Source organism: Dyella sp., from assembly GCF_051962475.1.
Classification (GTDB): domain Bacteria; phylum Pseudomonadota; class Gammaproteobacteria; order Xanthomonadales; family Rhodanobacteraceae; genus Dyella_A.
In genome coordinates, this window is sequence record NZ_JBQCCF010000020.1 from 70,998 (window position 1) to 95,907 (window position 24,910).

Sequence of the window (24,910 nt, forward strand, 5' to 3'; positions counted from 1 at the left end):
CGTTTTTGAGGCCGCAGCAGCCAATGCTCAGTTCGAGGACTCCGGAAGGTGGAGGCGGCGACGCTCGTACTGTATCAGCAACTGGTTTGCCAACAGGTACTGCTTGCTGGTCAGCGCCTGCTGCATCATCGTGGCGACTTCGCCATCGGTCTTGCCCTTGATACTCGTGGGCGCGCTCGCTTTGCGCTGAATGACATAGGTGGAGGCGATAGCCTTGGCTGCGTCCGGCTTCAGGCCGAACTGTTGCCAGCTTTCAGCCAGATGCTCGCGAATCTTGGGCAGATTCTGGATCATCCGCCGGTTATCGCGATCGATGGAATCCTGCCAGGCCTTGCTGTTCTGTTGCTCGGCGTTCCAGGCAGCCTGCTGCTGCGCTGCCGGACTCCACTGCCCCGTCTGTCCGTTCGACTGGGCATACAAGCTGAAACTGCTGCAGACAGCCAGCAAGGCAATGACATATCGACCGTGTCGCATGGTTAGTCCCTCCCTATGATTGATTTGGCTTGCCTGCAGCCGGATGACGGCTTTGCGCCTACGACTTGAGTGTGATAGCGCTAGAAAGCTCTCCCGTCAACAGACACAGGACTAAATCGCCAAGCGGCCGCATGTCGGGTTTTGCCCTGCCCGAGTCGATATACGCGGGCGGAACCCTGTCGATGCTGGCGCCGCATCGCGTAGGCTGGCATGTCCGGGGACAGATTTCTGCTTCCACTGGTGGGTGCCGACTGGCAGGGGAGGCACGTCCGCCAATCCCAGCAGGGCAACCTGGATCTTGGCGACATCGCTACGATGTGCAGCTGGAGCTTGTGAATCGGTTCAGACTGGAGCGGCACGCCGGTGTCGCTCGCCACTTCAGTTGTTACTGAGGGGCGACACCGCGGCGCTTCGCTTTCATCAAAGTGGGCGCCCCGTCCTGCGCTTGGTCTGACGCATCACCAGCCTGAGTGCTTTCTCGTGGTGGGACGAAGTACCCAGGGGGCTCGGAGGTCCGATGGGCGCCGGCCCTTGGTACTTGGCCGCTAATCCACCTTCAACAACGCCAACGCTTGATGCCGTGCCGAGGCCCGCAGCGATTTGCGCAGACCCGGATCGTTGGTGGTGCGCGCCAGTACCATGCCGCCTACGCACAGGGCCACCATCGTCTCGGCGCGGCGGCTGGCGTCGCGCACGCCCTTGAGCGCGCTGCGGTAGATGTGGCCCATGCCGCGGATGAGGTCGGTGTAGGCCTCCTGCGGCTCCAGCCCCGCACGCGCCACGTCGGCGGGCAGGGCATAGAGCGGGCAGTGCAGGTCGATGTTCTCCAGCACCTCGTCGCTCAGGTAGAGCTCCACCAGCATGCGCGCGAGCCGTCGCGGGTCACGGAGCTGCTCGGCGGCTTCGGCGGTCTGGACGGCGAACGGATTGCAAGTGATGAAGCTGGCCACGGCGGCGGCGTACAGCTCGTTCTTGCTCTGGAAGTGATGGTAGAACGCGCCGCGGGTGAGCCCGGCCGCGGCCATGATCTGATCTATGGTGACCTGCTCGAAGCCGTGTCGATTGAACAGGCGGCGCGCCGATTCGACGATGCGCCCGCGCGTCTGCACGGCGTGTTCGGGGCTGTAGGGCATGGGCTTGGACCTCCGGTGGCGAGGTATAGCAGGCCGGCAAATTATGTTCTTTAACATATTCTGCCGCCGCGTAAGCTGGGCCACCGGTAATCCCGCCCATCGGAGACACCCATGCAGATCTACTGGATCAAGGCGCAGGCGCCGCGCCGCGTGCTGGCGCTGGTCAAGCACCTGGGCATCGATGCCGAGTACATCGAGGTCGATATCAAGGCCGGCGGCCTGAAGACGCCGTCGTACCTCGCGCTCAATCCCAACGGCAAGGCGCCCACCCTGATCGATGGCGAGGTCACGTTGTGGGAGTCGTCGGCGATCATGGCCTATCTGTGCAACAAGGCCGTTTCGGACATGTGGCCGGCGCAGCAGCCGGCCGAGCAGGTCGAGGTGCTGCGCTGGCTATCGTGGAGCAACAGCCAGTGGTCGTCCGCGGTCGCACCGTTCTACTTCGAGCACGTGATCAAGCCGGCCTTCCACCTGGGAGACACCGATCACGCCGCACTCGCCGCCGCCTTGCCGGAACTGCACCGGCTGGCCGCGATTCTCGACACCCACCTCGCCTCGCACGAGTACGTCGCCTGCCACCGGCTGACCATCGCCGACTTCCACATGGCATCGATGGCCTGCGAATGGTGCGATGCAGAGATGCCATTTGCCCACTACCCGAACATCGCGCGCTGGCTCGATCGGCTGATGACGATTCCCGCCTGGGCCGATCCATGGCCCTCGAAGCACGCCGCCACGCCGACACCGGCGCTGGCCTGACTCCACCGCCGACTCCGGCTTGCCGGGGCGGCCCCACCTCGAGGATGAGCGATGAAGCATTTTCTGGCGGTGTACACCGGTTCGCCGGCCGCGCGCGAAGCGAGCGGTTGGGATGGCCTGAATGAAACCGAGCGACAGGCACGACAGCAGCAAGGCGTGAAAGCGTGGGGCCAGTGGGTCGCTGCGCATCGCAGCGCGATCGTCGATACGGGCGCCCCGCTGGGCAGCACCTTGCGCGTGGACGCGCGCGGTGTCGAAAGCATCCACAACGCGATGGCCGCTTTCACCGTCGTGCAGGCCGAGTCACATCAGGCCGCTGCGGCGATGTTCGAAGGGCATCCGCACTTCACGATCTTTCCGGGCGAGGCGGTGGAAATCATGGAGTGCCTGCCGCTACCGGGATGACGGCCCGGGCCAGCGAGTGCGCCAGCGGGTGCGCAGCGACGAGATCGGGTAGCCGATCAATCGTCATCGCGTGAGCCGGCGCTTCTCGACGCGCTTCACACGCTGGCCGTGGCAGCGTGTGCCGATCGTGTCCGGAGCGCCCTCATGAGCGACACCCGCCCGCCAGCCCCCGCCGCAGGTGATCGCCATGCGTGGTTGATCGCGGCCTACGTGGCCGTGCTGCTGGGGCTGGCGGTGCTCTATTACGTGCTGCGTTGGGATCTGTTGTCGCTGCCGCCGCGCCTGTTGCCCTTGCTGCGGCGGGTGGTGGCGGGCGCGATGGCCATCATGCTGACCCTGGCGCTGGCGCGCGCGGTGCGCGCCAAAGCGATCGACACGGTCGACAACGCGGTAACGCGCTACAACCTCCAGCGCATCGTCGGCCTGGTGGTGTTCGTGGTGATCGCGCTCATCGTGGTCTCGGTGCTGTTCGCCAACTGGTATGCCGCGGTGGCGTCGCTGGGCCTGATCTCGCTGGTGCTTGGGTTCGCGCTGCAGACGCCGATCACCAGCTTCATCGGCTGGATCTACATCCTCGCGCGCCAGCCCTATCGTGTGGGCGATCGCATCAGCATCGGCGATGCCACCGGCGACGTGATCGAGGTGACCTACCTGGACACCACGCTGTGGGAGGTGGGCGGCCCGTTCGTATCCAGCAGCCACCCGAACGGACGCCTGATCAAGTTCCCCAACGCCAACGTGCTCACCAGCACCATCTACAACTTCTCGTGGGACATGTTCCCTTACATCTGGGACGAGATTTCCTTCCAGGTGGCGTATGACAGCGACCTCGCGTTCGTAAGCGAGGTGATGCAGCGGGCGGCCGGGCAGGAGCTGGGCGAGGCGATGATCGAACGCGTGCGCACCTTCCGCGAGATCCTCGCCAGCACCCCGGTGGACGAGGTGGAGGTGAAGGAGCATCCGGCGGTGCTGTTTCGCGTCAACGCCAACACCTGGATCGACGCGAAGGTGCGCTACGTGGTGGACCCCAAACGCGCCGGCAGCGTAAAGACCCGGCTGATGCGAGTGATGCTGGAGCAGCTCAACGCGCAGCCCGAGCGCGTGCGCTTTCCGAAGGGCGACAGCCGCTGAGTTCGAAGGTCCGGTTCACAGTTGCTGAGCGAAGAACGCCTCGGCGTCGGCGATGGCGCTGGCGTGCGTATGCGGCTGAGGCACCTCCATGTGCTGGCATAGCGGCTCGCGCTGACGCCCCAGCGCGGTACAGCGGGCGAGAAAATCGTAGTGGCCCACGCCATGCAGGATGCGCAACGCTGCATGCGGCAGCGAGTCGGCGGCGAGCTGGCCGTTGCTGGCCGGTGGCGCCACGGTGTCGGCGTCGCCAAACAGGACGTGCACCGGCGTGGTAAGCGCGTGCAGGCTGGCCGGGGCCAGCGCCTCGATGCCACCGGGTGCCATCAGGAACACCGCGCGCACGCCGGGGATCGCATAGTCATCTCCCGCATGCTTGGCCAGTGCCGCCATCGCCGGCGTCTTCAGCGCCTGCTCGCGGGCAGCCATGGTCTGATCCGGCGCCTCGGCCTGCGCCGCACAGGTCGCGTCGGCCGCTGACGACTGGCAGAACGCGATGATGTGCTCGATATCCACGCGCGCCCCGGCGCTCAGCAGGGCGGCGAACCCGCCCATCGAGAAGCCCGCTACGCCCAGCCGCCGCGTGTCCAGATGCGGGCCGATGCGGGGGTCGGCTTTCGCGGTATCGAGCGCCACGCGCAGGTCCACCGCACGGTCCCACACCAGCAGACTGCCGGCCATGGTGATCGGATCGCGGCCATTGGTGCCCGGATGATCGACCGCAACCACCACATTGCCTGCGCGTGCCAGCGCGGTGCCGAACCACGCCATCATCCGCGCGCTGCCGCCGAAGCCATGCGAGAACAGGATCACCGGGTGCCGCCCCGGCGCGAACGGCGCTTCCGCCGCGGCGCTGCCCGCATCGAACTGGGCCTTCCCTGGCGGGCCGATCTGCAGCGGCGTTTCGGTCGGGCCCGCGGCCGCGGGATACCACACGGTGACGCGCAATGTGTCGCTGTGCTGCGCATCGCGCAGAGCCGCACTTGGCGTGTGTGCGGTGCGATGGGTCTCGCCCACGGTGCCGGCGTGGGCGCCAGCGCCGACGATCAGCGATGCGGCGGTCAGGGCGATCAGGAGGGAGCGGGGAATCATGCGAGTCTCGTCGATAAAGATGGAATGGGCTGGATCAGCGCTGCAGCGGCAGCCAGATCTCGACCTCGCCGGTGCCGGTGACGTCGTCGAAGTCGGCACCGTATTTCTCGAAGTCCGGCGCGTCGGCCACCGTCAGTCCCGAGCGCGGTAGCCACTCGCCGACGAAGGCCTGCCAGGTGCGGCGGATCGCCGAGATGTGGCCGCGGTGGGTGGCTACCACGTACTCGCGCGCCGGCAATCGCAGGGTGCTGAGTGCGGGGTCGAGGCCGGCAAAGGCGGGCACCTCCACGCCGGCGATGTACTCGAAGCTGCCCTCGTCGTCGCTGTTGCAGCACACGCCGAAGGCGGTGTTCTGCATCGGCAGCGCCGTCGAGTGGTTCGAGAACAGCTGCTGCCACTGCGCGGGAATGCCTTGCGTGGTATCCGGCGTGTAGCGGCAACCGAGCCCGGCAATCAGGCGCGCGCCGTCATGCACCAGGCGCGGCTCCTCCAGCGCCACCGCAACGCCGTCGGCTGTGCGCCAGGGCTCGACTAACGCCAGGTCGTCGACGGAACCGCGCTCACGCACGCTCATCGGACTTACGCCGAACTGTTCGCCGAACGCCCGCGTGAACGCCTCGTGCGAGCCGTAACCGCTGCTCAGCGCGACCTCCAGGATGTCGCGCGCGCCGCCCGCCAATCGCCGGGCAGCCTCGGTCATCCGTCGCGCGCGCAGATAGCGAACCACCGAGTAGCCGGTCATCGCCTGGAACAGCCGCGCGAGGTGGAACGGCGACACGCCGGCCACCTCGGCGATGCGCGCCAGCGACAGCTCCTCGTTGTAGTGGCTCTCGATGAACCAGAGCGCTTTTTCGGCAGCGGCCATCGCGACGATCCGGCAAAGGGGGGTGATCGGCGCAGGGTAACCGCAGCCTCGCCGGCGCGTTTGATCGTTCTTGCGGTAGCTCACTCTATCGATGCTGGCAGGCGGCTTCGGCGCGCGTATCGGCACCGCTCAGCTCGGCATAGCCCAGGGACGCGTGACCTGCGGCACTCGTTCCGACAGCGGGGAACGCGCAGAGTCGAGCGGGGTTTATCTGGACGTCGCCCATGACCGATTCACTTCACCTCCAGCCGCCCCGCCTCATCGGTGCGCTGGTGCGGGTGGGACTGTTCTGGGCCCTGTCGGTCGGTGTTCTGATCGCTGCCGGCGCGGCCGCGCATAGGCTGGGCGCTTCCCCTGCCGGGTTGTCGACTGGCGCGATGGCGAGCCTGTGCACGCTTTTATTGAGCCTGGCTTTCTTGCGCCAAGAGACCAAGTCTCCCGCGGCTGTTGGACTGGCGCCAGATCGTTTCACGCCTCTGCGGTTTTTGCTGGGGTTGGTAGCGGGACTGGTTCTGCTCGCAGTGCACATGGCACTGGTAGCCGCTTATGGGCACGTGCATTGGATGAGGGCTCCGACGCCGCCGTCGCCGTGGCAGGCACTTCTCACGATGGTTGGGTACGTGGCGCTGGCCTGGCGTGAGGAGCTCGCTTTTCGTGGCTATCCACTGCGCGCGCTCGCCGCGGCAGGCGGGCCGTGGATGGCGCAGATCATCATGGCGGGTCTTTTCGTGGTGGAGCATCGGCTCGCAGGCAACAATTGGAGCAACGCCATCGTGGGTGCGGGGTTGGGAGCCTTGGTGTTTGGCGCCGCTGCGCTGAGCAGTCGCGGGTTGGCTCTGCCGTTGGGACTGCACGCGGCATGGAACATCGGCGATTGGATGCGTGGCAACAAGGGCGGCGGTTATTGGGTGGCGTCGGTTGATCCGGGGTACGCCGCAGCGGTGGAACGCTTCGGCCTGATGGCCTATGCCCTGATCATGGTGATGGCGCTGTTGCTGTTCGAATGGTGGCGTCGTGCGGAGGCGATTGCCGAGGACTGACCACCATCGTCCGCATTATTCGCGCTCGAGCTCGGGCAGGCGCGTGGTGGCCTGTGGCGCCATCGTGCGCACGATCAGCACCGCCAGCAGCGGAATCGCGACGGCGTAGGCGTACTGGGTGCGCGATACGCCGATGCCGAGCGGAAACCAGATGCCGGTGATGCCCAGTTCGCTCAGTTCGTCAGGGAATTGCGCCACGACGACCCAGGCGAGCGTGGCGAGCGCGAGGACGCGCATCGTCGCTTCGCGCGCGATGCGCGCGGCGATCACGGCGAGCAGGGCCAGTACGCCCAGTCGATCGATGCGGGTGAGCACGGCTATTTGCATCGCGCCCCCGGCGATGCCGGCTGCCGCCAGGGCCACGGCGGTGGCGTCGAGCCAGCGCCAGGGGCGCGGGCACCAGCGGTTCCACGCGATGGCCCACGCGCTGAAGCCCAGCGGCGCCAGCACGATGTTCATCCACCCCACGTAGGCGGGCAGGCTGAGCAGATCGGTCCAGGCGTAAGTCGCGTTTTCCAGGCGCTTCAGCGCCGAGAGCACCAGCGCGACGGCGACGATGCCGAGGAAGCCCGGATGGCCGCTGCGCCGACGCCAGGCGAGCGCCAGGCCGGCAAGCGCGAACATGGCCAGCGGCTCGACCAGATCCACGATGTAGCCGGCGACGGTGCGCCACCATTGCACGCGATACAGCGCGTCTCCCACCGGACGCGGCGCGAGGATCGGCGCAATATGCATGCCGCCACCGTCGGCGCCGGCCGGGATGCCCGGTTGCATGTACGCGCGGATGGCGAGCACGCCGCGGTGGCCGGCTGCATCGGCGGGCAACGCGTAGCGCAACGGGCGGACGCCGACGACACGCGGCGCCGTGCCGAGCCGGCCCGAACCGCCCAGCCGAACGCCGTTCCAGTAGAGCTCGTAGCCGTCATCCAGGGCGGTAGGGCCAAGCACCTCCCATGCGCGATCGCCGGCGGGTACGTCCACGGTGCGCCGATACCACGCATAGCCCTGGTAACCGGGATGGCCGTGCGCCATCCATCCACCGACATAGCCGGGCAGCCCCACATCGCCATCGTGACTGCCGGGCGGAGCGGTGAGGTCGAGCGTCTCCCAACCGCGCTCGTCGATGCCAAGCGCGGCCCAGCCCGGGTCGTCGCCGATGTGGAATTGCCAGGAGCCATCGAGCGTGATGGCCGCCGCGCGCAGCGCGGCCGGGTCGGGGCGACCGCCCACCGCCAGGACGGCGATCACGATGGCCAACAGCAGGGCGGTCACGATGACGACGCCGACGAGCAGCGCGTGCTGCCTCGTGCGCGAGGTTGCTGGTGCCGACGGAGATGCTGTTGCCGCGTTCGTCATGATTGGTGCTCCGGGTCACGCGTCGAAGAAACCATGGGCGGGGGCAGGATAGACCTGCGGCAGCCGGCGGACGAAAGCGTGGCGTTCGGAAGACCGACCCAGCGGATGATGGAGCTCAGGTCGGCGGCGGGAACCACAGCGTGGCGATCTTGCCGTCGCGCACTTCGTACACGGCGAGCGAGTCGGGCGCGTGTTTGCCGGGCGGCAGCCCGCGCACGTGTTCGAGGTCGATGACCACCGGGCCGTTGACCACGCGCTTGAGGATGTCGACGCCGAAACCCTTGGGCACTTGGCCGAGAAACGTGAACGCCTGCTTGAGTGCGACCTGACCCTTGCGCTCGGGGCGCTTGCCGCTGAGGTCGATGACGCGGGCATCGTCGGCGTAGCAGGCGGTGAACGCCGCCAGGTCGTGCGCGTTGTAGGCATCCACCTGGGCCTGCACCACCTCGGCCGGGCTGGATGTCGCGCTGGTGTTTCCGCAGGCGGCCGCAGCGGGGAGCGAGGCGCTCGCCAGGCATGCGGCTAGAAGGACGGTGCGAGGGAAGATCATGCCGGCTCCAGGGGCGTCGCGCACGGGCGCATGAGCGTCCGATGGTAGGTTGCTGCACGCGCCCACGCATCCCCCGGAAGCCATGTGCGCCGGGGCTATTTCCGCGCTGGCCCGGGAGCGGGGTACGGGCGCTCGTGCAGCAGTCCGGCCAAGTGGGCGGCGTTGCAGGTCAGGGTCTGGATGGCGCTGGCCACGGCCTTGGGCGTCTGCTTAAGGTCGACGTAGTTCTTGCTGCTCATCGCCTCGCCCACCCAGTAGGCGGAGCTGCCCGAGGGAATGGTGAAGCCGACATCCGCGAGTGCCTGATACAGCTCGGCGGTGACGTGGTGCGCGCCGTCCTCGTTGCCCACCACGCCGACCACCGCCACCTTGCCGAAGGTGGGGTAGCGGCCGTCGTCGTCGATCTCCCCGAGTACCGCGTCGAGACGCTCGAGTACGCGCTTGACCACCGAGCTGGGCTGGCCCATCCAGATCGGTGTGGCCAGCACCAGGATCTGCGCCTGGTCGATGCGCTTGCGCAGCGCGGGCCAGGCGTCGCCTGGGCCCTCGTCGGTCTTCACGCCGGGCAGGATGTCGTGATTGACCGCGCGCTCGCTGGACGTCTGCACGCCATAGCCTTCGAGCGCGTGCAGCAGCTGGTCGAGCAGCTTCTGGGTGGATGAGGGCTCATCGCCGCGCTTGAGCGTGCAGTTGAGACCGAAGGCACTAAGCATGGGAGCTCCTGAAGGCGGACCGGATCGCGAGTGTGTGGGGTGCGGTGTCGAGCCAGGGTCCATGGCGCGGGCATGCCGCGTTCACAGGCAGGGCACGCCGTGCCGCGCCGGCGCATGCGTGCGGCGCTACTGACTCGCACTGACCGCCGTCGGCGCTACCATCGCCGCACCCGATGACTGGCCGATGGAGCCGACCCATGACCGACGAGATGAAGCGCTGCCCGGCTTGCGCCGAGCTGATCCAGGCGGCAGCACGCAAATGCCGCTACTGCGGCACGGACATCGAGGCCTACGAAAGCGCGCATGAGGCAAGCGTGGAACAGACGCTGTTCGCCGGCCATCCAAAGGTGATCTACACCTTCAGCCAGTACGTGCTGGTGGTATGCACGCTCGGCCTGGCGCTGCTGGTGTACTGGCTGCGCAGCCTGAGCCTCACCTTCACCATCACCACCCAGCGCGTGCGCGTGGAGCGCGGCCTGTTCTCCAAGGCGCAGGACAACGTGGAGCTGTTCCGCATCGACCACTTCGACATTCTCAAGCCGCTGGGCATGCGCCTGCTCGGGTTGTGCCACGTCACCCTGCACTCCTCCGACGATGAGATGCCGGTAGTGAACCTCTATGGCATTCCCGGCCTGGAGGCGATGGCCGACACCCTGCGCGAATGCTCGCTGCGCGAGCGCACCCGCCGCCGCGTGCTGCCGATGGAGCATATGTAGGTCGGCGGGGCGAAGGGCGTTGGCGAAGCGCGCCACTCGTATTTCGGCCACCGCCAAAGCGATGGATGCGCTGTGGTGAGGCGACCGTGACGGTCTTCCTGTTCCTGGCCACGGCCCGGACCGTCGACCAAGCCGCCTGCGCCGCCCGGAGCGTTGAGCCCGCCAGCGGGTGCGGCGCCAATCCCGTCTGTACAGCGGCCGCAGCGGCTGAGGATGGTCGGCGTGCGTGGTAGCCCCTGTGGCATGCATCGTGCGCGCCGCCCCGGCAGACGGCCGGGTAGACGCCCATCAGGGCAGGGCGCCGCTGTCGCGGATCGGTGACTGCATGCGCACGATCGCCTGAGCGACGATCGGCAGCCGACCGCTTTCGAGCATCAGCCGCTCCTGCGCGCTGAGCCCACCGGAAAGACGCACGGCGGCGATCACGATCTTGTCGACGACGGGGACGATCATCTTGTAGCCGTAGACGACGCGGATCTTCAGCACGTTCGCGTCCTGCACGGTCAGGCCACTACGACCGCCGGGTGCGCTCGAGCGGTAGGGCAGGCTGTCGTTGGGGATGGCGTCGACGCCGTCGTACTGGCGCTCCTTCCAGTCGGCGAAGGCGGCGCGGGTCGGGCTGATCACCTCGATGCGCGCGGTCAGCGGATTGTTGGCCGCCAGCAGGGCTTCGGCGTAGGCCTCGGTGGCGGCGGCGTTGCTCGGCGAGTGTGTGTACAGCGGCATCAGGCCGCGCGCGAGACCAGTCTTCATTGCGCTCAACTGCGCGCCGTGCACGGCACCGCTGCGCGCAGCCTGCAGCGCAGCGTAGTCGACCAGGCTCTTGGCGCGGTAGAACAGGATCATCTGGAACAGGCCCAGCAGGAACACGCCGAACACCGCGATCACCACCACGGTTTCGATCACCGCCTGTCCACGCTGTGCCTTGCGCGGGGTGATCACGGCGAAGCCTCGGTGGTCGTCGCGGTGTCCTGTGGCTCGGCCAGACGCGCAATGCCGTCCGCCATGCGGGCGCTGCGCACGCGCAACGCCGGCTGGGCCTCGCCTGCGTTGCCGGCGCTTTGGGCGAAGGCGGCTTCCGCCTGGCGCAGTCGGACCACGCCCAGGTTATGCATGGCCTTGGCGTCGTGTGGCGCCAGCGCCAGCACATGCAGATAGGCGTCTGCCGCTGCGTCCAACTGCTGCATGCGGGTCTGCACATTGCCGAGGCGGAACCACAGTTGCGGGTCCTTCGGAATGGCCTCGACCAGTTGTTGGTAGGCCGCCTGCGCCTGCGGGTAATTCCCGGTGGCGTAGTCCTGCGCAGCATGGGTTTCCAGCCCGGCCAGGGCGTTTGCACCAGCCGGCTTGGCGGTGTGGCCGGCACAGCCGGCGAGCGAGATCGCGATCGTCGCGATAGCGGTTCGAATCAGGCGGCGCGCCATTGCCATGTCTCCCCTCGTTCCAGACCCAGGCCGACGAGTGAACCGGCCGCCAGTTCCACCGTGTGCCGGGCGCCGCCGCATCGCCGCGCCCGCCAGGGCGGCACGGCCTCGTGCCAGGCGAGCACGTTGCCCGCGCGATCGAGGAACACCACGTCGAGCGCGTAGCGCATGCCGATGGTGTGGATGCCTGCGCAAGGCACCAGCCACAGCGCCTGGGCCGCACCAGCGTGCAGCGGCGCACGGCCGAGCAGGCCACGCAGCCGGCTCCATGGGCGGTCCGCGCGCCACGCCTGCGGCACGATCATGCGCTGCGCGCACCAGATGCTGCCGGATTTCACGATCGCGTCCTCACAGGATCCCTTCCTCCTTCATGCGCAGGAAGATGAAGTAGCCGAGCATCAGGAAGATCAGAGGGAAGAAGAACATCACCAGCGGCAGCATCATCTTCACCGGCGCCTCCAGCGCGAGTTTCTCCGCGCGTAGGAAGCGCTCTTCGCGCCGCTGCGCGGCCTGGGCGCGCAGGGTATCGCCCAAGCTGGCGCCGACCCGGTCGGCCTGGATCAGCGTGCCGGTGAAGCTGGAGATCTGCGACATATCCATGCGCTCGGCCATGCGATTGAGCGCGGCGGCGCGCGGCAGGCCGGAGCGCATGTCGCGCAGCAGCCGGTTGAATTCCTGCGACAGCGGGCCGGGTGGCCCTTTCAGGGTGGCCTGCTCGATGCCGCCGGTGAGATTCAGGCCGGCCTCCACCGCCATGGTGATGAAGTCCAGGAAGATCGGCAGGTCCTTGATCACCAGGCGCCGCCGCTTGCTGCGTCGTTCGCCGAGCCAGAGGTTCGGGTACAGCCAGCCGAGGATGGCGCCGATCAGCGCGGCGAACACGTAGGCCATGACGCCGTGTCTGCCGAGCAGGCCCAGCACCGCCCACAGGAACAGCGCCACCATGGCCGCGCCGACCACCCGCAGGCCGTAGAGCTGTTCGGGGGTCAGCACGAAATCCTGCCCGGCGGTCTGCAGCTCGCGGTGCGCCTTCTCCAGCTTGTCCGGCGGTAGCCGTGGCCCGATCGCGAAGGTGGCGGCGTTGACCAGCGGCCAGATCAGGCGCAGGCCCAGCGGCAGTGGATCCTGGTAGTGGCGTTCGTCGGCCGGCACCTCGCGCAACAAGCCGCCCAGCGACCACACGCCGAAGCCGACGCAGCCACCCATCGCCAGGGCGACGATGACCAGCAGCAGGTTCATATGTCGATGCTCATGATCTTTCGGCACATGCGGTAGCCGAGGTATTCCATGACCGCGGCGATACCGATCACCACCCAGCCCATCGGCGTGTGGTACATCGCGTGCATGGTGTCCGGATAGGCGAACGAGAGGAATCCGATCAGGCCCACCGGCATCATCGCCATCACGATGCCCTGCAGGCGGCCCTGCGCGGTGAGCGACTTCACCTTACCTTCCATGATCAGACGGCGACGCAGCGTCTCGGCCAGCGACGCCAAGCTCTCGGCCAGGTTGCCGCCGACTTCGCGCGAAATGCCCACCGCCGAGACGAACAGCGTAACGTCCTGCACCGGCACGCGGTCGTTGAAGTGCTGCAGGGCGTCGTCCAGCTTCACGCCCATGCGCTGCTCGCGCAGCACCAGCGCGAACTCCTGCGCCAGCGGCGGTTCCACGTCACGCGCCAGGCTTTCCAGCGCCGGCGTAAAGCCCAGCCCGGCGCGCATGCTGCCGGCCACCATCATCAGCCCATCGGGCAGCTGCTGCTGGATCTTGTCGATGCGGCGCTGACGCAGCAGCGCGTAGACCTTTTTCGGCAGCACCACGATCAGCACCAGGGTCGCCACCGCCAGAAGCAGGTTGCCGGTGACCAGCCACAGCAGCGCCGGCACCAGCACCATCGCCACGATGTTCAGGCGGAACAGGCCGCGCGTGTCCATGAACAGGAACAGGTCGGCGAGGTTGAAGCGGGCCTGCTCGGTGAAGGTCTCCTGATAGCGCCCCCAGAACACCACCGAGGCACGCGCCAGCAGGAAGCCGGCGAGGGATACGCAGAGAAATACCGCGAGCGCGAGCGGTAGCATCGGCCTCAGCCCTCGCCCGGCTGGCGGAAGATCGACAGATCCACCGGCACGCCGCGCTCGGCCAGTTCCTCGTAGAACTCTGGCACCGCGCCGGTGGCGCCGAACTGGCCGCGCACCTTGCCCCCGGGCCCGCCCTGGTCGCGGGCGCGGAACACGAACAGGTCCTGGGTCTGGATGGTGCCGCTCTCGATGCCGGTGATCTCGCAGATGTGGGTGATCTTGCGCGAGCCGCAAGGGAAGCGGCGCTGGTGGATGATCAGGTCGATCGCCGAGCTGATCTGCTCGCGCACCACCATCATCGGCAGGTCCATGCCGGCCATCATCACCATCACTTCCAGACGCGACAGCGCATCGCGCGGCGAGTTGGCGTGCGCGGTGGTGAGCGAGCCCTCGTGGCCGGTGTTCATCGCCTGCAGCATGTCCAGGGCCTCGCCGCCGCGGCATTCGCCCACCACGATGCGGTCCGGACGCATGCGCAGCGCGTTGCGCACGAGGTCGCGGATGGTGATCAGGCCCTTGCCCTCCAGGTTGGCCGGGCGTGACTCCATCGACACCAGGTTCGGCTGGTTCAGCTTCAGCTCGGCCGCATCCTCGATGGTGACGATGCGCTCTTCGTCGGGGATGAAGTTGGAGAGGATGTTCAGCAGCGTGGTCTTGCCCGAGCCGGTGCCGCCGGTAACCACGATGTTGCGCCGCTCGCGCACGGCGACCCGGATGAACTCCAGCATGCCTTCGTTGATCGAGCCGTAGGCGAGCAGGTCGTCGCCGCTGAGCTTGCGCTTGGCGAACTTGCGGATGCTGAGCGACGGGCCGCGCAGCGCTACCGGCGGAATTACCGCGTTGACGCGCGAGCCGTCGGCCAGGCGCGCATCGACCATCGGCGAGCTTTCGTCGATGCGCCGGCCCAGCGGCGCCACGATGCGTTCGATCGCGGCCAGCACGGCCTTGTCGCTGGTGAAGATCACCGGCGACTTCTCGATCTGACCGGCGCGCTCGATGTAGATCTCGTCTGAGCGGTTGACCATCACCTCGGTCACGCTGTCGTCGGCGAGCAGGTCTTCCAGCGGGCCCAGGCCGATCGCCTCGTCGAGCACCTCCTTGGCCAGGCGGCGCCGGTTGATGCTGCGCGGCAGGTCGGCGAACTCGCGCGCGATGATCTCCTCGATCAGCGTGGCGGTTTTCTCGCGCAGCTCCTCGTCGCTCATGCCGCGCACGTCCACCCGGCGCAGGTCCATCTGACGCACCAGCGACTGGTGCACGCGAGTGCGCCACTCCAGCATGTCCGGCGGCGCCACCACGGTGGACGGCACCTTCGCCGGCGCGGGTGCGGCAGCCGGGGGAGGTGCTGACGTAGGGCCAACGTCCGGGGCGTTGGAGGCTTGCGTGGGCACCTGCACGTCGGTCTCGACCGGGTCGGCCAGCACGCGCAGCCGGTAGGCGCCGATGGTGACCAGGTCGTCTCGGTGCAGCGGGCCGTGCTCGCTCTGCACACGGTTGCCGTTCACCGCTATCGGCGCGCGCGCCGACAGCACCTCGATGAACACGCCGTTGCGCCGGGCGCTCAGCGTGGCGTGCTCGCGGGCGATGTTCCAGCCCTGCAGCATGACCAGGTTGTCTTCGCCGCGACCGATGCCGCAGGCGGTGTTGAGGCAACGCACCTGGCGTGGATCGCGATTGGCGGTTTCGATCAGTACTTCGAACATCGGGTCAGTCCACGATTTCGCTGCCGGCGGTTTTGCGCAGGTCGTCGCGCAGCCGGTTGCTCTTATCGATCAGGGCACGATTCTCCGGCGAGCTCGCCTCCACGATCGTCGGCGTGATGAACATCACCAGGTCGGTGCGGTTGCGCTGGAAGTTGCGTGAGCGGAACAGCGCGCCGAGCACCGGGATGTCGCCCAGGCCGGGCACCTTGTCGAAGGTCTTCGACGCGTTGGAATCGACCAGTCCGGAGATCACGATGGTGTCGCCCACGTGGACGTTCATCTGCGTCTCGGCGCGCCGGGTGAGGAAGCCCGGGTAGCCGAGCACATTGATGGTGGGATCGATCTTGCTGATCTCGGTCTGGATATCGGTGGCGATGTCGCCGCTGCTGTTCACCACCGGCGCGATGTGCAGCTTGATGCCGTACGGCTTGTAATCGACGGTGACCTCGCCGAAGGCCTGGCGGATCGGGATCGGCACTTCGCCGCCGACCAGGAAGTCCGCCGTGCCGCCGCTGCGCGCGGCCAGCTGCGGAGCGGCCAGTTCCCACGCGTCGCCGGTCTGCATCATCAGGTTGATCTGCGAGGTGATGGATGTGGCGATGCCGAGGAACGACTGGGTGCCGGGCAAAATGGGCTTGCCTTCGAAGATGCTCCCCTCGCGCACCACGCCGAAGTAGGGGTTGGTGATCCAGTTGTGGGTGAGGCCGCCTGCCGGGCCGTCGATCACCGAGTCCCACTTGATGCCGAGTTCGTCGAGTTTCTTCTTGTCGAACTCCATGATGCGCACCTTCATCATCACCACCGGGCGCATCTGCACCGCGTTGGCGGAGGTGAAGTCCAGCACCTGCGGGTAGAGCTTCTTGATCGCCGCGATGTGCGCGGTCTCTTCCGGCGTGAGGTTGCTGCCGGTGAGCACCACCTGGCCCGCGATCGACTCGCTCTTGATGTGCTCGCTGCTGGCCAGCAGCTTGCCGATCATCTCGGCGGCCTGGCTATTGTTGCCGGTGCCGATGTGCACCGACACGCTGCGCCGTTCGCCGTTGCGCATCCACAGCTGCAGCGAGGTGTCGCCGGGTTGGTTGGCGATCAGCACCATTTCGCGGGTGCCCACCACCTTCACCTGCATCAGCTTGCCGTCGCCCACCGCCACGCGGGTCAGCGGTCCCGGTGCGTTCTGCACCAGCGCCTGGCCCGCGTACATGGTGATGGCGTCAGGGACTACCGGCGCGTCGGCCCTTGCCGCCGGCACGGTCACGCCTGTCACGCAAACCATCAACAACCACCGTCCCGCCCGCGCCATGCCGGCCCTGCGGCGCGGACGTCGTATCGAATCCATCGCTTCTTCCATGCTCAACCGCCACCAATGATGAATTGAATGCCGCTGCCGCGGACCTTCCTGCCCTGTCGCAGCAGGTCGGCCTTGCTCAGCAGCTTGAGGTCGTAGGGCTGGTCGCTGCCGGCCGGGCGAAGCATCACGCGCAACTCGCCGACCTTCATTGCCATGCCCAGTCTTTGCGCATCCGCGGGCGCCAGGCCCAGCGTGATGTTGGAGTAGCTGCTGTCGTCGGTGCCGTCCTGCCGGCGCAGGCCCCGCGCTAGCTTGCCGGTGGCCAGCACCGGCACGTTGCCCAACAGCGGACGGATCTGGTCGTGACCGGCCGTGTCGCCGGACAGCAGCAACAGGAGATCGACGTGGTCGCCCGGCACGATCAGCCCGGACACCGAACTCGATTCGTCCACCTGGATGGTGTACGCCACGTCGCCCGGTGCGATCACGTTGGAAAAATGGTCGGTGACCCGGTCGATCGCGCTGCCGGAAATCGGCGCGCCGTGCGCCAACGGCGTACGCAGTACCTGGCCGACGTAGCTCTGGTAGTTCTCGGAGGTGATCGCATCGGCCGGCACGAAATCGACCGGAACGTCGCGGGTGGCGATGTCGTCCTGGGTGAGCGTCGCCCCTTTTTCCAGGTCGCGGGTGGGCACGATTACCTGGCGTGTTTCGGTGGGCGTGGTCTTCGTGCGTGCCGCCACTTGCTTGTTGACGTAGCGCACGGCGAGCAGGCTCGCAGCGACGCCCAGAAGTATCGCGACGATAAGGAAGAGCAGGTTTCGGTTGATCTTGGGCATGGAGCGGTCGTTCCTTGTGTCCTCTTGCCTACATCCACGAGAGCGAAAGCGCGTAGACGAAGCTGGTGTAGGCCTCGCGCAGCTTGGCCATCAGCAGGGGAATGGCATCGGGCGACACCAGCAGCACCAGCACCAGCAGGCTGAGCACGATGAGGTATTCGACGGCGGCGGCCCCGCGCTGGCCGGAGCGTGGTGAAGGCAGGGGAAGCTGCGGCAGACTGGTCATCCGGCGTCCTCAGGGCTGCTGGACATTGAGGACGACCTGCGAATGGCCGTCCCGGGTGCGGGTGGCGACCAGCGCCAGATGACTGTCGCCCCGCTCGTAGCCGAGCACGCAGGCGTCCTGCGCGCAGCGGTTGTCGTCGACGTTCTTCCAGCCTTCGCCAGCCAGACGCTCGCGGAACCAGGCGGCGTTCTGCTGCGGCGAGAGGGCATTGGTCATCGCCACGGTGCGTGCGGGCACGCGATCGTCGGGATAGGCGATGTCGTTGAACACCGTCGAGCCCATCGGTCGCGGCAGGCCTTTGCCCGGCTGAAAATCGTGCGGCGCGTCGGCCACGTCGACCACCCCGATGTCGCCCTTGCTGCCGCCGCCGGCCGGGCTCACCTGGATGGTCACGTAGTAATCGCCGTCGCGATGGCCGATCACCTGTGCATCGCCCAACGGATTGACCACCACGCGGCCATTCCAGGTGTTGCGGTAGAAGGCGACGACCTGCGCAGGCGTCTGGTTCGACCGGAACACCTGGGCGTGCATGTCCAGGCCGTTGAACACCATGTGCTGCGCGACGTCGGCTGCCTGCGTGCCGTCTGGCAGCGGCGGCTGCGGCCACGAGTCGGCCAGCGCGATTGCCGGCAGCATCGCCAGCGCGGGGAGCAGAAGGCGGCGGTCAACGGCCATTTTTGTAGGGCGTCAGCTTGTCGGCTGGAACCACGTCCGGAGCCGTGCGGCCGAGCTCGAACTTGTCGAAGCCCGGAGTGAAGATGTCGTTGACGATCGGGATCTTGCCGAGGATGTTGATTACCTTGTTGGTGACGTCGTCGAAGCTGCTGCCCAGCCACGTGGTCGGCACCAGCGGGCGGATGATGTGGCGCACGGTGCGGTCGCCGCCGGTGTCCTTGCCGTCGAGATTCTCGCCCGCGCCGGCGGCGTCCCAGGTGTCGGCCAGCAGCACGGTGCGCGCGGAAAAATCCAGTTGCATCGTGTCCAGCGGGTCGAGAAAGGCGAGCGGGCTGCCGTTGCTGCCGGTGATCTTTTCCGGTCGCGCGTGTGCTTCGGCGGTCACCAGCCCCTTCGTGTTGGGCGGCAGGTTGCCGAGCGTCTTCGCCGCCTTGCCGACGATCGCCATGGCCTTGTCGAGATAGCCCGGCGAGGATTCCTGCTTGTAGACGTTGAGCGACAGCGCCTGCGGCTTGAGCAGTTCCTGGCCGGCGAAGGTGGTGAGCAGGCTGTCGCCGAAGTGCGTCGGCGCCGCGCCGGTGCTGGTGAGCTTGTCGTGCGCATCGGCGAACTGCCAAGCACGCAACTTGCGCTCGGTGGTACTGCGGTTGGGCAGACCCTGTCTGGCCAGGGCGGGGTCGACGGTGGCGGCCCAGGCCGCCTGCCGCGCCGCGGCCTGGGTCTGCTGTTTGATATGCATGTATTGGCCGAGCAGGGTCACCCCGACCGCCAACGGCACCAGCACGATCAAGGCGATCGCCATCTCGATCAGGCTCTGCCCGTGCTGGTGGCGCACGAGCCGGTGCGACCGCGGTTTCATGGCGCCTTGTCCATCGCGATACCGGACGGACGGCTGAACACGCCGTCGTCGAAGCGCGTGCCGACCGTCATCTTCTGCGTGGACAGGTACTGGCCGTCGCCGCCGTCGGCGGGCTGGGCCGACAGCACGATGCTGTCCATCTGCGGCATGGCGTACGGGCCGTTTTCTACCGCGGTGCCGAAGCCCCACTTGGCGCCACCGGTCCACACACAGAGCTCCTCCAGAACGTTGCGTCGACGCGTGCATGGCTGGCCGGCCTCGGTTTGCTGGCCGGCGTCCTGCGCCATGAGATCGGCATGCCCCTGCTGGCGCAGTTGCGCCGCGACTTTCGCCTTGAGGTCATCATCGGCCGGGGCGGGGGCCTGCTCCTGCGGCGCACGACGCATGGGGGCGTCTGGATGGAACCGGCCGGTGTGGCGGTCGAGGTCGATCGTCTGGGTGCCCTTGGCGTCGACGATTGTCAGGGATTGGCGATGCACCGGCTTGAACAAGCACATCTGGTCGACGTCGTAGCTCCAGCGGTCCTCACGCACCGTCATGCGATCGCCTTCGTACCAGGCTTCGATGTAGGTGCGGCCCAGCTTGCCCGCGCTCTCCTCATCGAGCGGCCTCACCGGCACGCTGCCCTGGCGGCAGTTGGCCAGGGCATCCCGGTACAGCTTTTCCTGCGGCACCTGCCCGTCCTTCTTGTCGATCAGCGTCTGCTGCAGATGGATCGGGGGAGCGTCGGCGGCAGCCGTCGAAGGGCTGTCCACACCGCTCTGCGCCGAGCTGGAGCAGGCGGCCAGCGCGAACGGAAGGAGCAGCAAGGGGAATGGATTCGTTCGGATCATGTGTGCCTTGGTGGGTCGGTCAATGCTTGCTGGGGATACAGGGAGCGACGGCGCCATACGAGACAGCGACCTGCTGGCGCACGGGGCAGGGGGTATCGATCAGTCGTGCCTGCCAGTACGGGCTGAACAGATTGCCGAGCTCGCGGCGCGAATCGACGAGGTTGGGGAACAGGCTGCGCGGGCGGCTGAAATACACCTGCGCCGTCGACAGTGCGGTCATGTCGTCCGCCACGGTCTTGTCGGGCGCCTCGAAGTCTGGCGGGCCACCGATGCCTGGCACGTTGTTGGAGGTGTGCACGGTCTTCATGGGCTGCTCCACCAATACGGTGAAAACTGGGCCGACCCGATCGGTATCGTCGCCCTCGTCGTAGGGCACGACGGCCTTGCCCGTGTCGATGTCCTCGTAGGGAGCCAGGCCGGGACTGCTGCCGGGTGCGTAGTCGCGGATGAATGCCTTGTCGTTGCCGTCCATCGCCGGCGAAGACAGGGCCTTGCTGCTTGCCTTGCCGTTGTCCAGAGCACCGGCATAGCGCTGGTAGTGGCCGCGATCGGTCTGGTAGGGCGAATCCCACCCGCGGCCGCGGTTGAAGCCGGGGCTGGCCGTCGAGCGGAATGACTGGCGCCAGCTCTCAGGTACCGCCGCCGCGCCGCCCCAAGCCATCGGAACGTTGATGAAGATTGGAAAGCCAACCTTCACGTTGAGTGTGTCCACGCCGACCCAGTGCTGGTAATCGACCAGGTCGGTACCGCCGCGCTTGTGCAGCGGCCCGATGCCGCCGTTGCGCTCGCGCGAGAATCCGTCGCGAGCCTCCATCACCACATTTGCGTAGCGATCGGCCCCGGCATTGGGCGTGCTGAAGTTGTGGTAGTACTCGGTAAAGCTGATCGCCTTGCGCGCATCGTTGGCCAGCAGCGCATCGCCCCGCCAGCCGATGGTGGCCTTGCCTTGCGTGTTGCGGCTGACCACGTCTCGGGCGATCTTCAGACGCTCCAGCGGCTCGGCGTTGGCGATGGTCCGCGAGGCGAGCGAGTAAGCCTCGTTGAGCCCGGCGATGACCGTGGTGGCGGTGGAAAAAGCCACCTGCATGCCGTCGCGGATCTCCTTCACCGCCGTCTTCACTTCATTGAGCGCGGTGACCACTTCCTGCAGCGCCGCGCCGACCTCGGCGCCGATGATGCTCACATCGAAGATGATCGCGATCGCCTGCACCGCATCCTTGAAGTTGTCCGTGCCGCGGTAGGTGTAGTTCATCCACGAGTACCAGCTCACCATCTGCGCGACTGCCACTTCGTTCGCCACCGAAGCGCGGTTCATGTAGGCGATGAGGTTGTAAGCGCGCGCCTGCTGCACGGCGGTGCTGTATGCCGCCGCATCGGCTGCATTGACCAGTTCGACTTTCTTGCCCACCGCCTGGCCGGTGTTGAACAGCACGATCACACCCAGGCACAGCACGAGCAGCGCCACGATAGCGAGCACCAGAGCCTGACCACGGACGCGCCGTGGCCAGGATGATCGATGGGGCGTAAGTCCGGGCGACCCGGCGCCGAAACGAACACTCATGCGAAATCCCTGTCTGCGCAGATCCCCTCTACATCGCCGGTGGCGATGCAGGGACGAGAGTCTCCACGGGAAAGCGCGGCCGCCGGCGCGTCGCGCCGACAAGTGCCGCTTCAGTTATTTCGCGGTCGTGTTGTCGTAGCTGTTGAGGGTCTTGTCCTTCGTTCCCTCGGCATGGGCCTGGTTGCCCTGGTTGGTGGCTCGATTGATGTCCTGCTTCGCAGAACTGCCCGACAGCTCGCGGGCCATGCCACCGATCTGCGCGCGGGCGGTGCCACCGAAGTAGGTGACGGCCGCGATCGCGGCGATCGCGATCAGTGCGGTGATGATGATGTACTCGGTCATGCCCTGGCCGAACTGGCGGGACCGACGGAAAGGCTTGTGTGCGCGCAACAAAGTCATGAGATCCACCCTCTTTCGAAGTAAACGGCAACGCCTGCCCGAGGCAAGCGTCCGACTATGAAAGGCAGTGCGTCCCCTGGTCAGTCCGATTCCTTGACCACGCACACGCGCCGGAGATGACGCTCATCCATTTGCCCATCCGGCAGTGGCCGAATCTAAAGACGATTTACGACGAGTTGGTGAAGGTGAGCGCGATTAGTTGCGAAAGCGTGATGTCTTTCACGGGACGGGAATTTCGCTTAAGAATTTTTCCTAAGCGCGTACAAGCCGCCGCAGTGCGGTCAGCCTGAACGAAAACCGGAACGCGCGTCGCGGACCATCGCAACGGCAGTGCGCGCTCGGGCTATGGTGTGCGCTTTTCTGCCAGAGGGAAGGGCATGCGTTACCGATACCTGTGGGTCATCGCGGCATGGGTGGGTGCGATGGGGACGGTGTGCGCGGCGGACGTGCCGGGCAGTCGCGATCACCCGATGGTCTCGCGTTTCGCCGGCTCCACGATCGGCGGCTACCAGCAGCTGGACTACGGCGTGGCCGTGCTGCCGCTGGGCCGCGCGCAGTCCAATGGAGTGGCCAAGGCCGATCACGTCGAAGGCAAGATCACCCGCATCCTCTATGTGGCGCCCGCCGGTAAGACGGGTGTCGAGGTGTTCCGCAACTTCGAGGATGCCTTGGAGCAGGCGGGCTTCAAGACGCGCTTCGCCTGCGATGGTGACGATGGGGCGCATGGCTGCGGCGGCATGGATTTCGCCGAGGCGGTGGCGGGCCCGCTGTACGACCCGATGCGTGCGCGCAACCTGATGGTGCAGACGCTGGATTCGGTAGACGGCGACGTGTACGCATTGACCGCACGCCTGGAGCGCTCGGCCGGCAAGGTCGATGTGTCACTGCTGGTCGGTCAGAACGAGGACGAGCCGGTCGGCGCGTTGCTGCAGGTAGTCGAGGCGCAGCCGATGCAGACCGGCGAAGTGACGGTCGATGCCAAGGCGATGAGCCGCGGGCTGGCGCGCGATGGCCACATCGCGCTTTACGGCATTCATTTCGCCAGCGATAGCACACGGCTCGAGAAGGGTTCCGACGCCACCCTCGTGCAGATGGCGGCACTGCTCAACGCGCAGCCCTCGCTCAAGGCCTACGTGGTCGGACATACCGACGATACCGGCAACCTAGCCCACAATCTCGCGCTGTCGCAGCAGCGCGCCGAGGCGGTGGTGCAGGCGCTCACTGCGCACTACGGCATTGCGCCCGTGCGCCTGGCAGCCAAGGGGCTGGCCTCCTACGCGCCGGTGGCGAGCAACCACGATGCCGCCGGCAAGGCCAAGAACCGCCGCGTCGAACTGGTCGAACAGTAAGCTCCCTTTTCCATCCCGCACGAGGAATCACGATGCGACCAACCCGCATGCTCATGCTCCCCACGCTCCTTGCCCTGCTGCTGTCTGCCAACTCGGGCGCGGCATTCGCCGCTGATGCGCCGTCGGCGGCGGACATCGCGGCGATGCGCAGCTTCACGCTGGATGAGACGTTTCTTCAGCACTACATGGACGCCAGTGACGACATCGCGCGCGATCCCTGCCGGCTCGGCATGATCGATCTGTTGAAGGGTGGCGACTCGTTCACCTCGATCGACCAGGCGGCCGCGCATTACGACGCGCAACCGGGCGTGCACGCGATGCTGGCAAGCCACGGTCTGACGGCGCGCGAGATGGTGTTGGGCATGATGACCCTCACCAGTGCGGCTGTGCAGGATGTTCGCAAGCAGCATCCGCAGGCGATGGCTGAGGGCGGCCTGCCGGTGAGCGCGGCCAACATGGCGTTCTACGACGCGCACAAGGCGCAGCTCCACCAGCACATGCAGTCGATCGCGCGCGAGCAACTGAAAGCCAACGGCGGCAAGCTTCCCGCCTGTCTGGCCGAGTGACCGGGGCGACGGAGACAGTCATGAGCGACGACCTGCAATTCGCGGACAACTTCCGCGATCTCAGCATCCAGTCCGGCACCGGCGCGGGCTTCCAGTTCGAGTTCTACTGCGAATGCTGCAACGACACCTGGCGCTCGCCGTTCGAGCCGTACAAGAGCGGCCGCGCCTCCGGCTGGATGCAGGAAGCCAGCGGCCTGCTCGGCAACCTGCTCGGCGGTGTCGGCTACAGCGTCGACAACGCCGTGGACGGGCTGGCGCGGGCCGGTTGGGGTACGGCGCGTGACGACGCGTTCCGGCACGCGATCGATGCGGCCAAGCGCCATTTCCACCGCTGTGCGCAATGCCACAACTATGCCTGCGATCGCTGCTGGAGCGACGACGCCGGATTGTGCCAGCGCTGCGCTCCGGATCTGGCCGCGAGCGTCCAGGTCGCCAGGCAGGAAGGCCGCCGCGAGACGGCGATGGAGCGCGCCCGTGAGGTTGGTGCAGGCCTCGGCGCCGGCGTCGATGTCACCACCTCGCACCAGCTGGTCTGTCCGGCGTGCCACGCGGAGACACGCGGGGCCAAGTTCTGTCCGCAGTGCGGCCATCGCCTCGCCGTGGCCGCCTCCTGCGGCGGCTGTCATGCCGAGTTGCCGGCCGGCAGCCGTTTCTGTCCGGAGTGCGGCAAGCCCACCGGGGCGATGGATCCGCCTGGCATGCCGCCGCCGCCGCGCTGAAACTTTCCGCCGCGACGCCCCGGCGCCCTGCCGGAGCGTCGCGGCGTGCGCTGCACGCGCTGCACGCGCGATCAGATCGGCGGGACCTTTGCGCACTGCCCCTTGAGAACTCTGTCCGGACCGGAGCCGGCCGCTGCAGCGTGCGCTGCCAGCGGTGCAG

29 protein-coding genes are annotated in these 24,910 nt (G+C 67.1%); 8 read left to right on the forward strand and 21 right to left on the reverse strand.

Annotated features, from left to right (window positions below; genetic code table 11):
- Positions 1-27: 27 nt before the first annotated feature.
- The gene (locus tag ACTHJF_RS04425; protein ID WP_440266037.1) at positions 28-474 is read right to left on the reverse strand and encodes a hypothetical protein; all 447 of its coding nucleotides are present in this window, start codon (positions 472-474) and stop codon (positions 28-30) included.
- A gap of 545 nt (positions 475-1,019) precedes the next feature.
- Positions 1,020-1,607, reverse strand: coding sequence for a TetR/AcrR family transcriptional regulator (locus ACTHJF_RS04430; protein WP_440266038.1), 588 nt, complete (start codon positions 1,605-1,607; stop codon positions 1,020-1,022).
- 111 nt (positions 1,608-1,718) lie between these two features.
- On the opposite strand from ACTHJF_RS04430, the gene ACTHJF_RS04435 reads away from it, so the two are divergent.
- From ACTHJF_RS04435 to ACTHJF_RS04445, 3 genes are all read left to right on the forward strand, one after another.
- Entirely contained in the window at positions 1,719-2,366 is a 648-nt protein-coding gene (locus ACTHJF_RS04435; protein ID WP_440266039.1) for a glutathione S-transferase family protein, read from the forward strand.
- 51 nt (positions 2,367-2,417) lie between these two features.
- Positions 2,418-2,771, forward strand: coding sequence for a hypothetical protein (locus ACTHJF_RS04440; protein ID WP_440266040.1), 354 nt, complete (start codon positions 2,418-2,420; stop codon positions 2,769-2,771).
- A gap of 144 nt (positions 2,772-2,915) precedes the next feature.
- Entirely contained in the window at positions 2,916-3,902 is a 987-nt protein-coding gene (locus ACTHJF_RS04445; protein WP_440266041.1) for a mechanosensitive ion channel family protein, read from the forward strand.
- 15 nt (positions 3,903-3,917) lie between these two features.
- Here ACTHJF_RS04445 and ACTHJF_RS04450 read toward each other — a convergent pair whose 3' ends face one another.
- Positions 3,918-4,991 carry an alpha/beta hydrolase family protein gene (locus ACTHJF_RS04450; RefSeq protein ID WP_440266042.1) on the reverse strand — a complete coding sequence of 358 codons (1,074 nt, stop codon included), beginning with the start codon at positions 4,989-4,991 and terminating at the stop codon, positions 3,918-3,920.
- A 34-nt stretch (positions 4,992-5,025) separates the two neighbouring features.
- Complete coding sequence (locus ACTHJF_RS04455) at positions 5,026-5,856, reverse strand: AraC family transcriptional regulator (protein ID WP_440266043.1); 831 nt, start codon at positions 5,854-5,856, stop codon at positions 5,026-5,028.
- A gap of 224 nt (positions 5,857-6,080) precedes the next feature.
- Here ACTHJF_RS04455 and ACTHJF_RS04460 point away from each other — a divergent pair, with 224 nt between their 5' ends.
- Positions 6,081-6,896, forward strand: a complete 816-nt coding sequence (locus tag ACTHJF_RS04460; RefSeq protein WP_440266044.1) for a CPBP family intramembrane glutamic endopeptidase — start codon at positions 6,081-6,083, stop codon at positions 6,894-6,896.
- Positions 6,897-6,911: 15 nt separating this feature from the next.
- Here ACTHJF_RS04460 and ACTHJF_RS04465 read toward each other — a convergent pair whose 3' ends face one another.
- The 3 genes from ACTHJF_RS04465 to ACTHJF_RS04475 all read right to left on the reverse strand — a co-directional run bounded on the left by ACTHJF_RS04465 (position 6,912) and on the right by ACTHJF_RS04475 (position 9,515).
- On the reverse strand, positions 6,912-8,168 hold the full coding sequence (locus tag ACTHJF_RS04465; protein ID WP_440266045.1) for a glycoside hydrolase family 2: 1,257 nt from the start codon (positions 8,166-8,168) through the stop codon (positions 6,912-6,914).
- A gap of 199 nt (positions 8,169-8,367) precedes the next feature.
- Positions 8,368-8,802: a nuclear transport factor 2 family protein gene (locus ACTHJF_RS04470; RefSeq protein ID WP_440266046.1), complete on the reverse strand. Its 435-nt coding sequence runs from the start codon at positions 8,800-8,802 to the stop codon at positions 8,368-8,370.
- A gap of 95 nt (positions 8,803-8,897) precedes the next feature.
- Complete coding sequence (locus tag ACTHJF_RS04475) at positions 8,898-9,515, reverse strand: flavodoxin family protein (protein ID WP_440266047.1); 618 nt, start codon at positions 9,513-9,515, stop codon at positions 8,898-8,900.
- A gap of 197 nt (positions 9,516-9,712) precedes the next feature.
- Between ACTHJF_RS04475 and ACTHJF_RS04480 the strand changes: the two genes are divergently transcribed.
- A complete protein-coding gene (locus ACTHJF_RS04480; RefSeq protein ID WP_440266048.1) occupies positions 9,713-10,231 on the forward strand; it encodes a PH domain-containing protein in 519 nt (172 codons plus the stop codon).
- Between the two features lie 288 nt (positions 10,232-10,519).
- Here the strand turns inward: ACTHJF_RS04480 and ACTHJF_RS04485 are convergent, their stop codons facing one another.
- From ACTHJF_RS04485 to ACTHJF_RS04550, 14 genes are all read right to left on the reverse strand, one after another.
- Positions 10,520-11,173 carry a TadE/TadG family type IV pilus assembly protein gene (locus ACTHJF_RS04485; RefSeq protein ID WP_440266049.1) on the reverse strand — a complete coding sequence of 218 codons (654 nt, stop codon included), beginning with the start codon at positions 11,171-11,173 and terminating at the stop codon, positions 10,520-10,522.
- Positions 11,170-11,661: a tetratricopeptide repeat protein gene (locus ACTHJF_RS04490; protein ID WP_440266050.1), complete on the reverse strand. Its 492-nt coding sequence runs from the start codon at positions 11,659-11,661 to the stop codon at positions 11,170-11,172. The genes ACTHJF_RS04485 and ACTHJF_RS04490 overlap by 4 nt, the downstream gene beginning before the upstream one ends.
- Positions 11,640-11,993 (reverse strand): DUF192 domain-containing protein, encoded by a 354-nt coding sequence (locus tag ACTHJF_RS04495; protein WP_440266051.1) that lies wholly within the window; start codon positions 11,991-11,993, stop codon positions 11,640-11,642. The genes ACTHJF_RS04490 and ACTHJF_RS04495 overlap by 22 nt, the downstream gene beginning before the upstream one ends.
- 10 nt (positions 11,994-12,003) lie before the next feature.
- Positions 12,004-12,894 (reverse strand): type II secretion system F family protein, encoded by an 891-nt coding sequence (locus tag ACTHJF_RS04500; RefSeq protein ID WP_440266052.1) that lies wholly within the window; start codon positions 12,892-12,894, stop codon positions 12,004-12,006.
- Complete coding sequence (locus ACTHJF_RS04505; protein ID WP_440266053.1) at positions 12,891-13,733, reverse strand: type II secretion system F family protein; 843 nt, start codon at positions 13,731-13,733, stop codon at positions 12,891-12,893. The genes ACTHJF_RS04500 and ACTHJF_RS04505 overlap by 4 nt, the downstream gene beginning before the upstream one ends.
- 5 nt (positions 13,734-13,738) lie before the next feature.
- Positions 13,739-15,436, reverse strand: a complete 1,698-nt coding sequence (locus tag ACTHJF_RS04510) for an ATPase, T2SS/T4P/T4SS family (protein WP_440266054.1) — start codon at positions 15,434-15,436, stop codon at positions 13,739-13,741.
- Between the two features lie 4 nt (positions 15,437-15,440).
- A complete protein-coding gene (locus ACTHJF_RS04515) occupies positions 15,441-16,709 on the reverse strand; it encodes a type II and III secretion system protein family protein (protein ID WP_440266055.1) in 1,269 nt (422 codons plus the stop codon).
- A 77-nt stretch (positions 16,710-16,786) separates the two neighbouring features.
- The gene (cpaB, locus tag ACTHJF_RS04520; protein ID WP_440266056.1) at positions 16,787-17,563 is read right to left on the reverse strand and encodes a Flp pilus assembly protein CpaB; all 777 of its coding nucleotides are present in this window, start codon (positions 17,561-17,563) and stop codon (positions 16,787-16,789) included.
- 28 nt (positions 17,564-17,591) lie between these two features.
- Positions 17,592-17,789: a hypothetical protein gene (locus ACTHJF_RS04525; RefSeq protein ID WP_440266057.1), complete on the reverse strand. Its 198-nt coding sequence runs from the start codon at positions 17,787-17,789 to the stop codon at positions 17,592-17,594.
- A 9-nt stretch (positions 17,790-17,798) separates the two neighbouring features.
- Positions 17,799-18,464 carry a hypothetical protein gene (locus ACTHJF_RS04530; RefSeq protein ID WP_440266058.1) on the reverse strand — a complete coding sequence of 222 codons (666 nt, stop codon included), beginning with the start codon at positions 18,462-18,464 and terminating at the stop codon, positions 17,799-17,801.
- Entirely contained in the window at positions 18,454-19,323 is an 870-nt protein-coding gene (locus ACTHJF_RS04535; protein WP_440266059.1) for a type IV pilus modification PilV family protein, read from the reverse strand. The genes ACTHJF_RS04530 and ACTHJF_RS04535 overlap by 11 nt, the downstream gene beginning before the upstream one ends.
- Positions 19,320-20,132 (reverse strand): hypothetical protein, encoded by an 813-nt coding sequence (locus ACTHJF_RS04540; protein ID WP_440266060.1) that lies wholly within the window; start codon positions 20,130-20,132, stop codon positions 19,320-19,322. The genes ACTHJF_RS04535 and ACTHJF_RS04540 overlap by 4 nt, the downstream gene beginning before the upstream one ends.
- Positions 20,133-20,175: 43 nt before the next feature.
- Positions 20,176-21,717 (reverse strand): pilus assembly protein TadG-related protein, encoded by a 1,542-nt coding sequence (locus tag ACTHJF_RS04545; protein ID WP_440266061.1) that lies wholly within the window; start codon positions 21,715-21,717, stop codon positions 20,176-20,178.
- A gap of 114 nt (positions 21,718-21,831) precedes the next feature.
- Complete coding sequence (locus ACTHJF_RS04550) at positions 21,832-22,116, reverse strand: pilus assembly protein (RefSeq protein ID WP_440266062.1); 285 nt, start codon at positions 22,114-22,116, stop codon at positions 21,832-21,834.
- 377 nt (positions 22,117-22,493) lie between these two features.
- Here ACTHJF_RS04550 and ACTHJF_RS04555 point away from each other — a divergent pair, with 377 nt between their 5' ends.
- Genes ACTHJF_RS04555 through ACTHJF_RS04565 form a run of 3 tightly spaced genes read left to right on the forward strand, consistent with a single transcriptional unit; the run spans position 22,494 to position 24,750 of the window.
- The gene (locus tag ACTHJF_RS04555; RefSeq protein WP_440266063.1) at positions 22,494-23,465 is read left to right on the forward strand and encodes an OmpA family protein; all 972 of its coding nucleotides are present in this window, start codon (positions 22,494-22,496) and stop codon (positions 23,463-23,465) included.
- A 32-nt stretch (positions 23,466-23,497) separates the two neighbouring features.
- On the forward strand, positions 23,498-24,031 hold the full coding sequence (locus ACTHJF_RS04560) for a hypothetical protein (RefSeq protein ID WP_440266064.1): 534 nt from the start codon (positions 23,498-23,500) through the stop codon (positions 24,029-24,031).
- Positions 24,032-24,051: 20 nt separating this feature from the next.
- On the forward strand, positions 24,052-24,750 hold the full coding sequence (locus tag ACTHJF_RS04565; RefSeq protein ID WP_431635695.1) for a zinc ribbon domain-containing protein: 699 nt from the start codon (positions 24,052-24,054) through the stop codon (positions 24,748-24,750).
- The last annotated feature ends 160 nt before the right edge of the window (positions 24,751-24,910 follow it).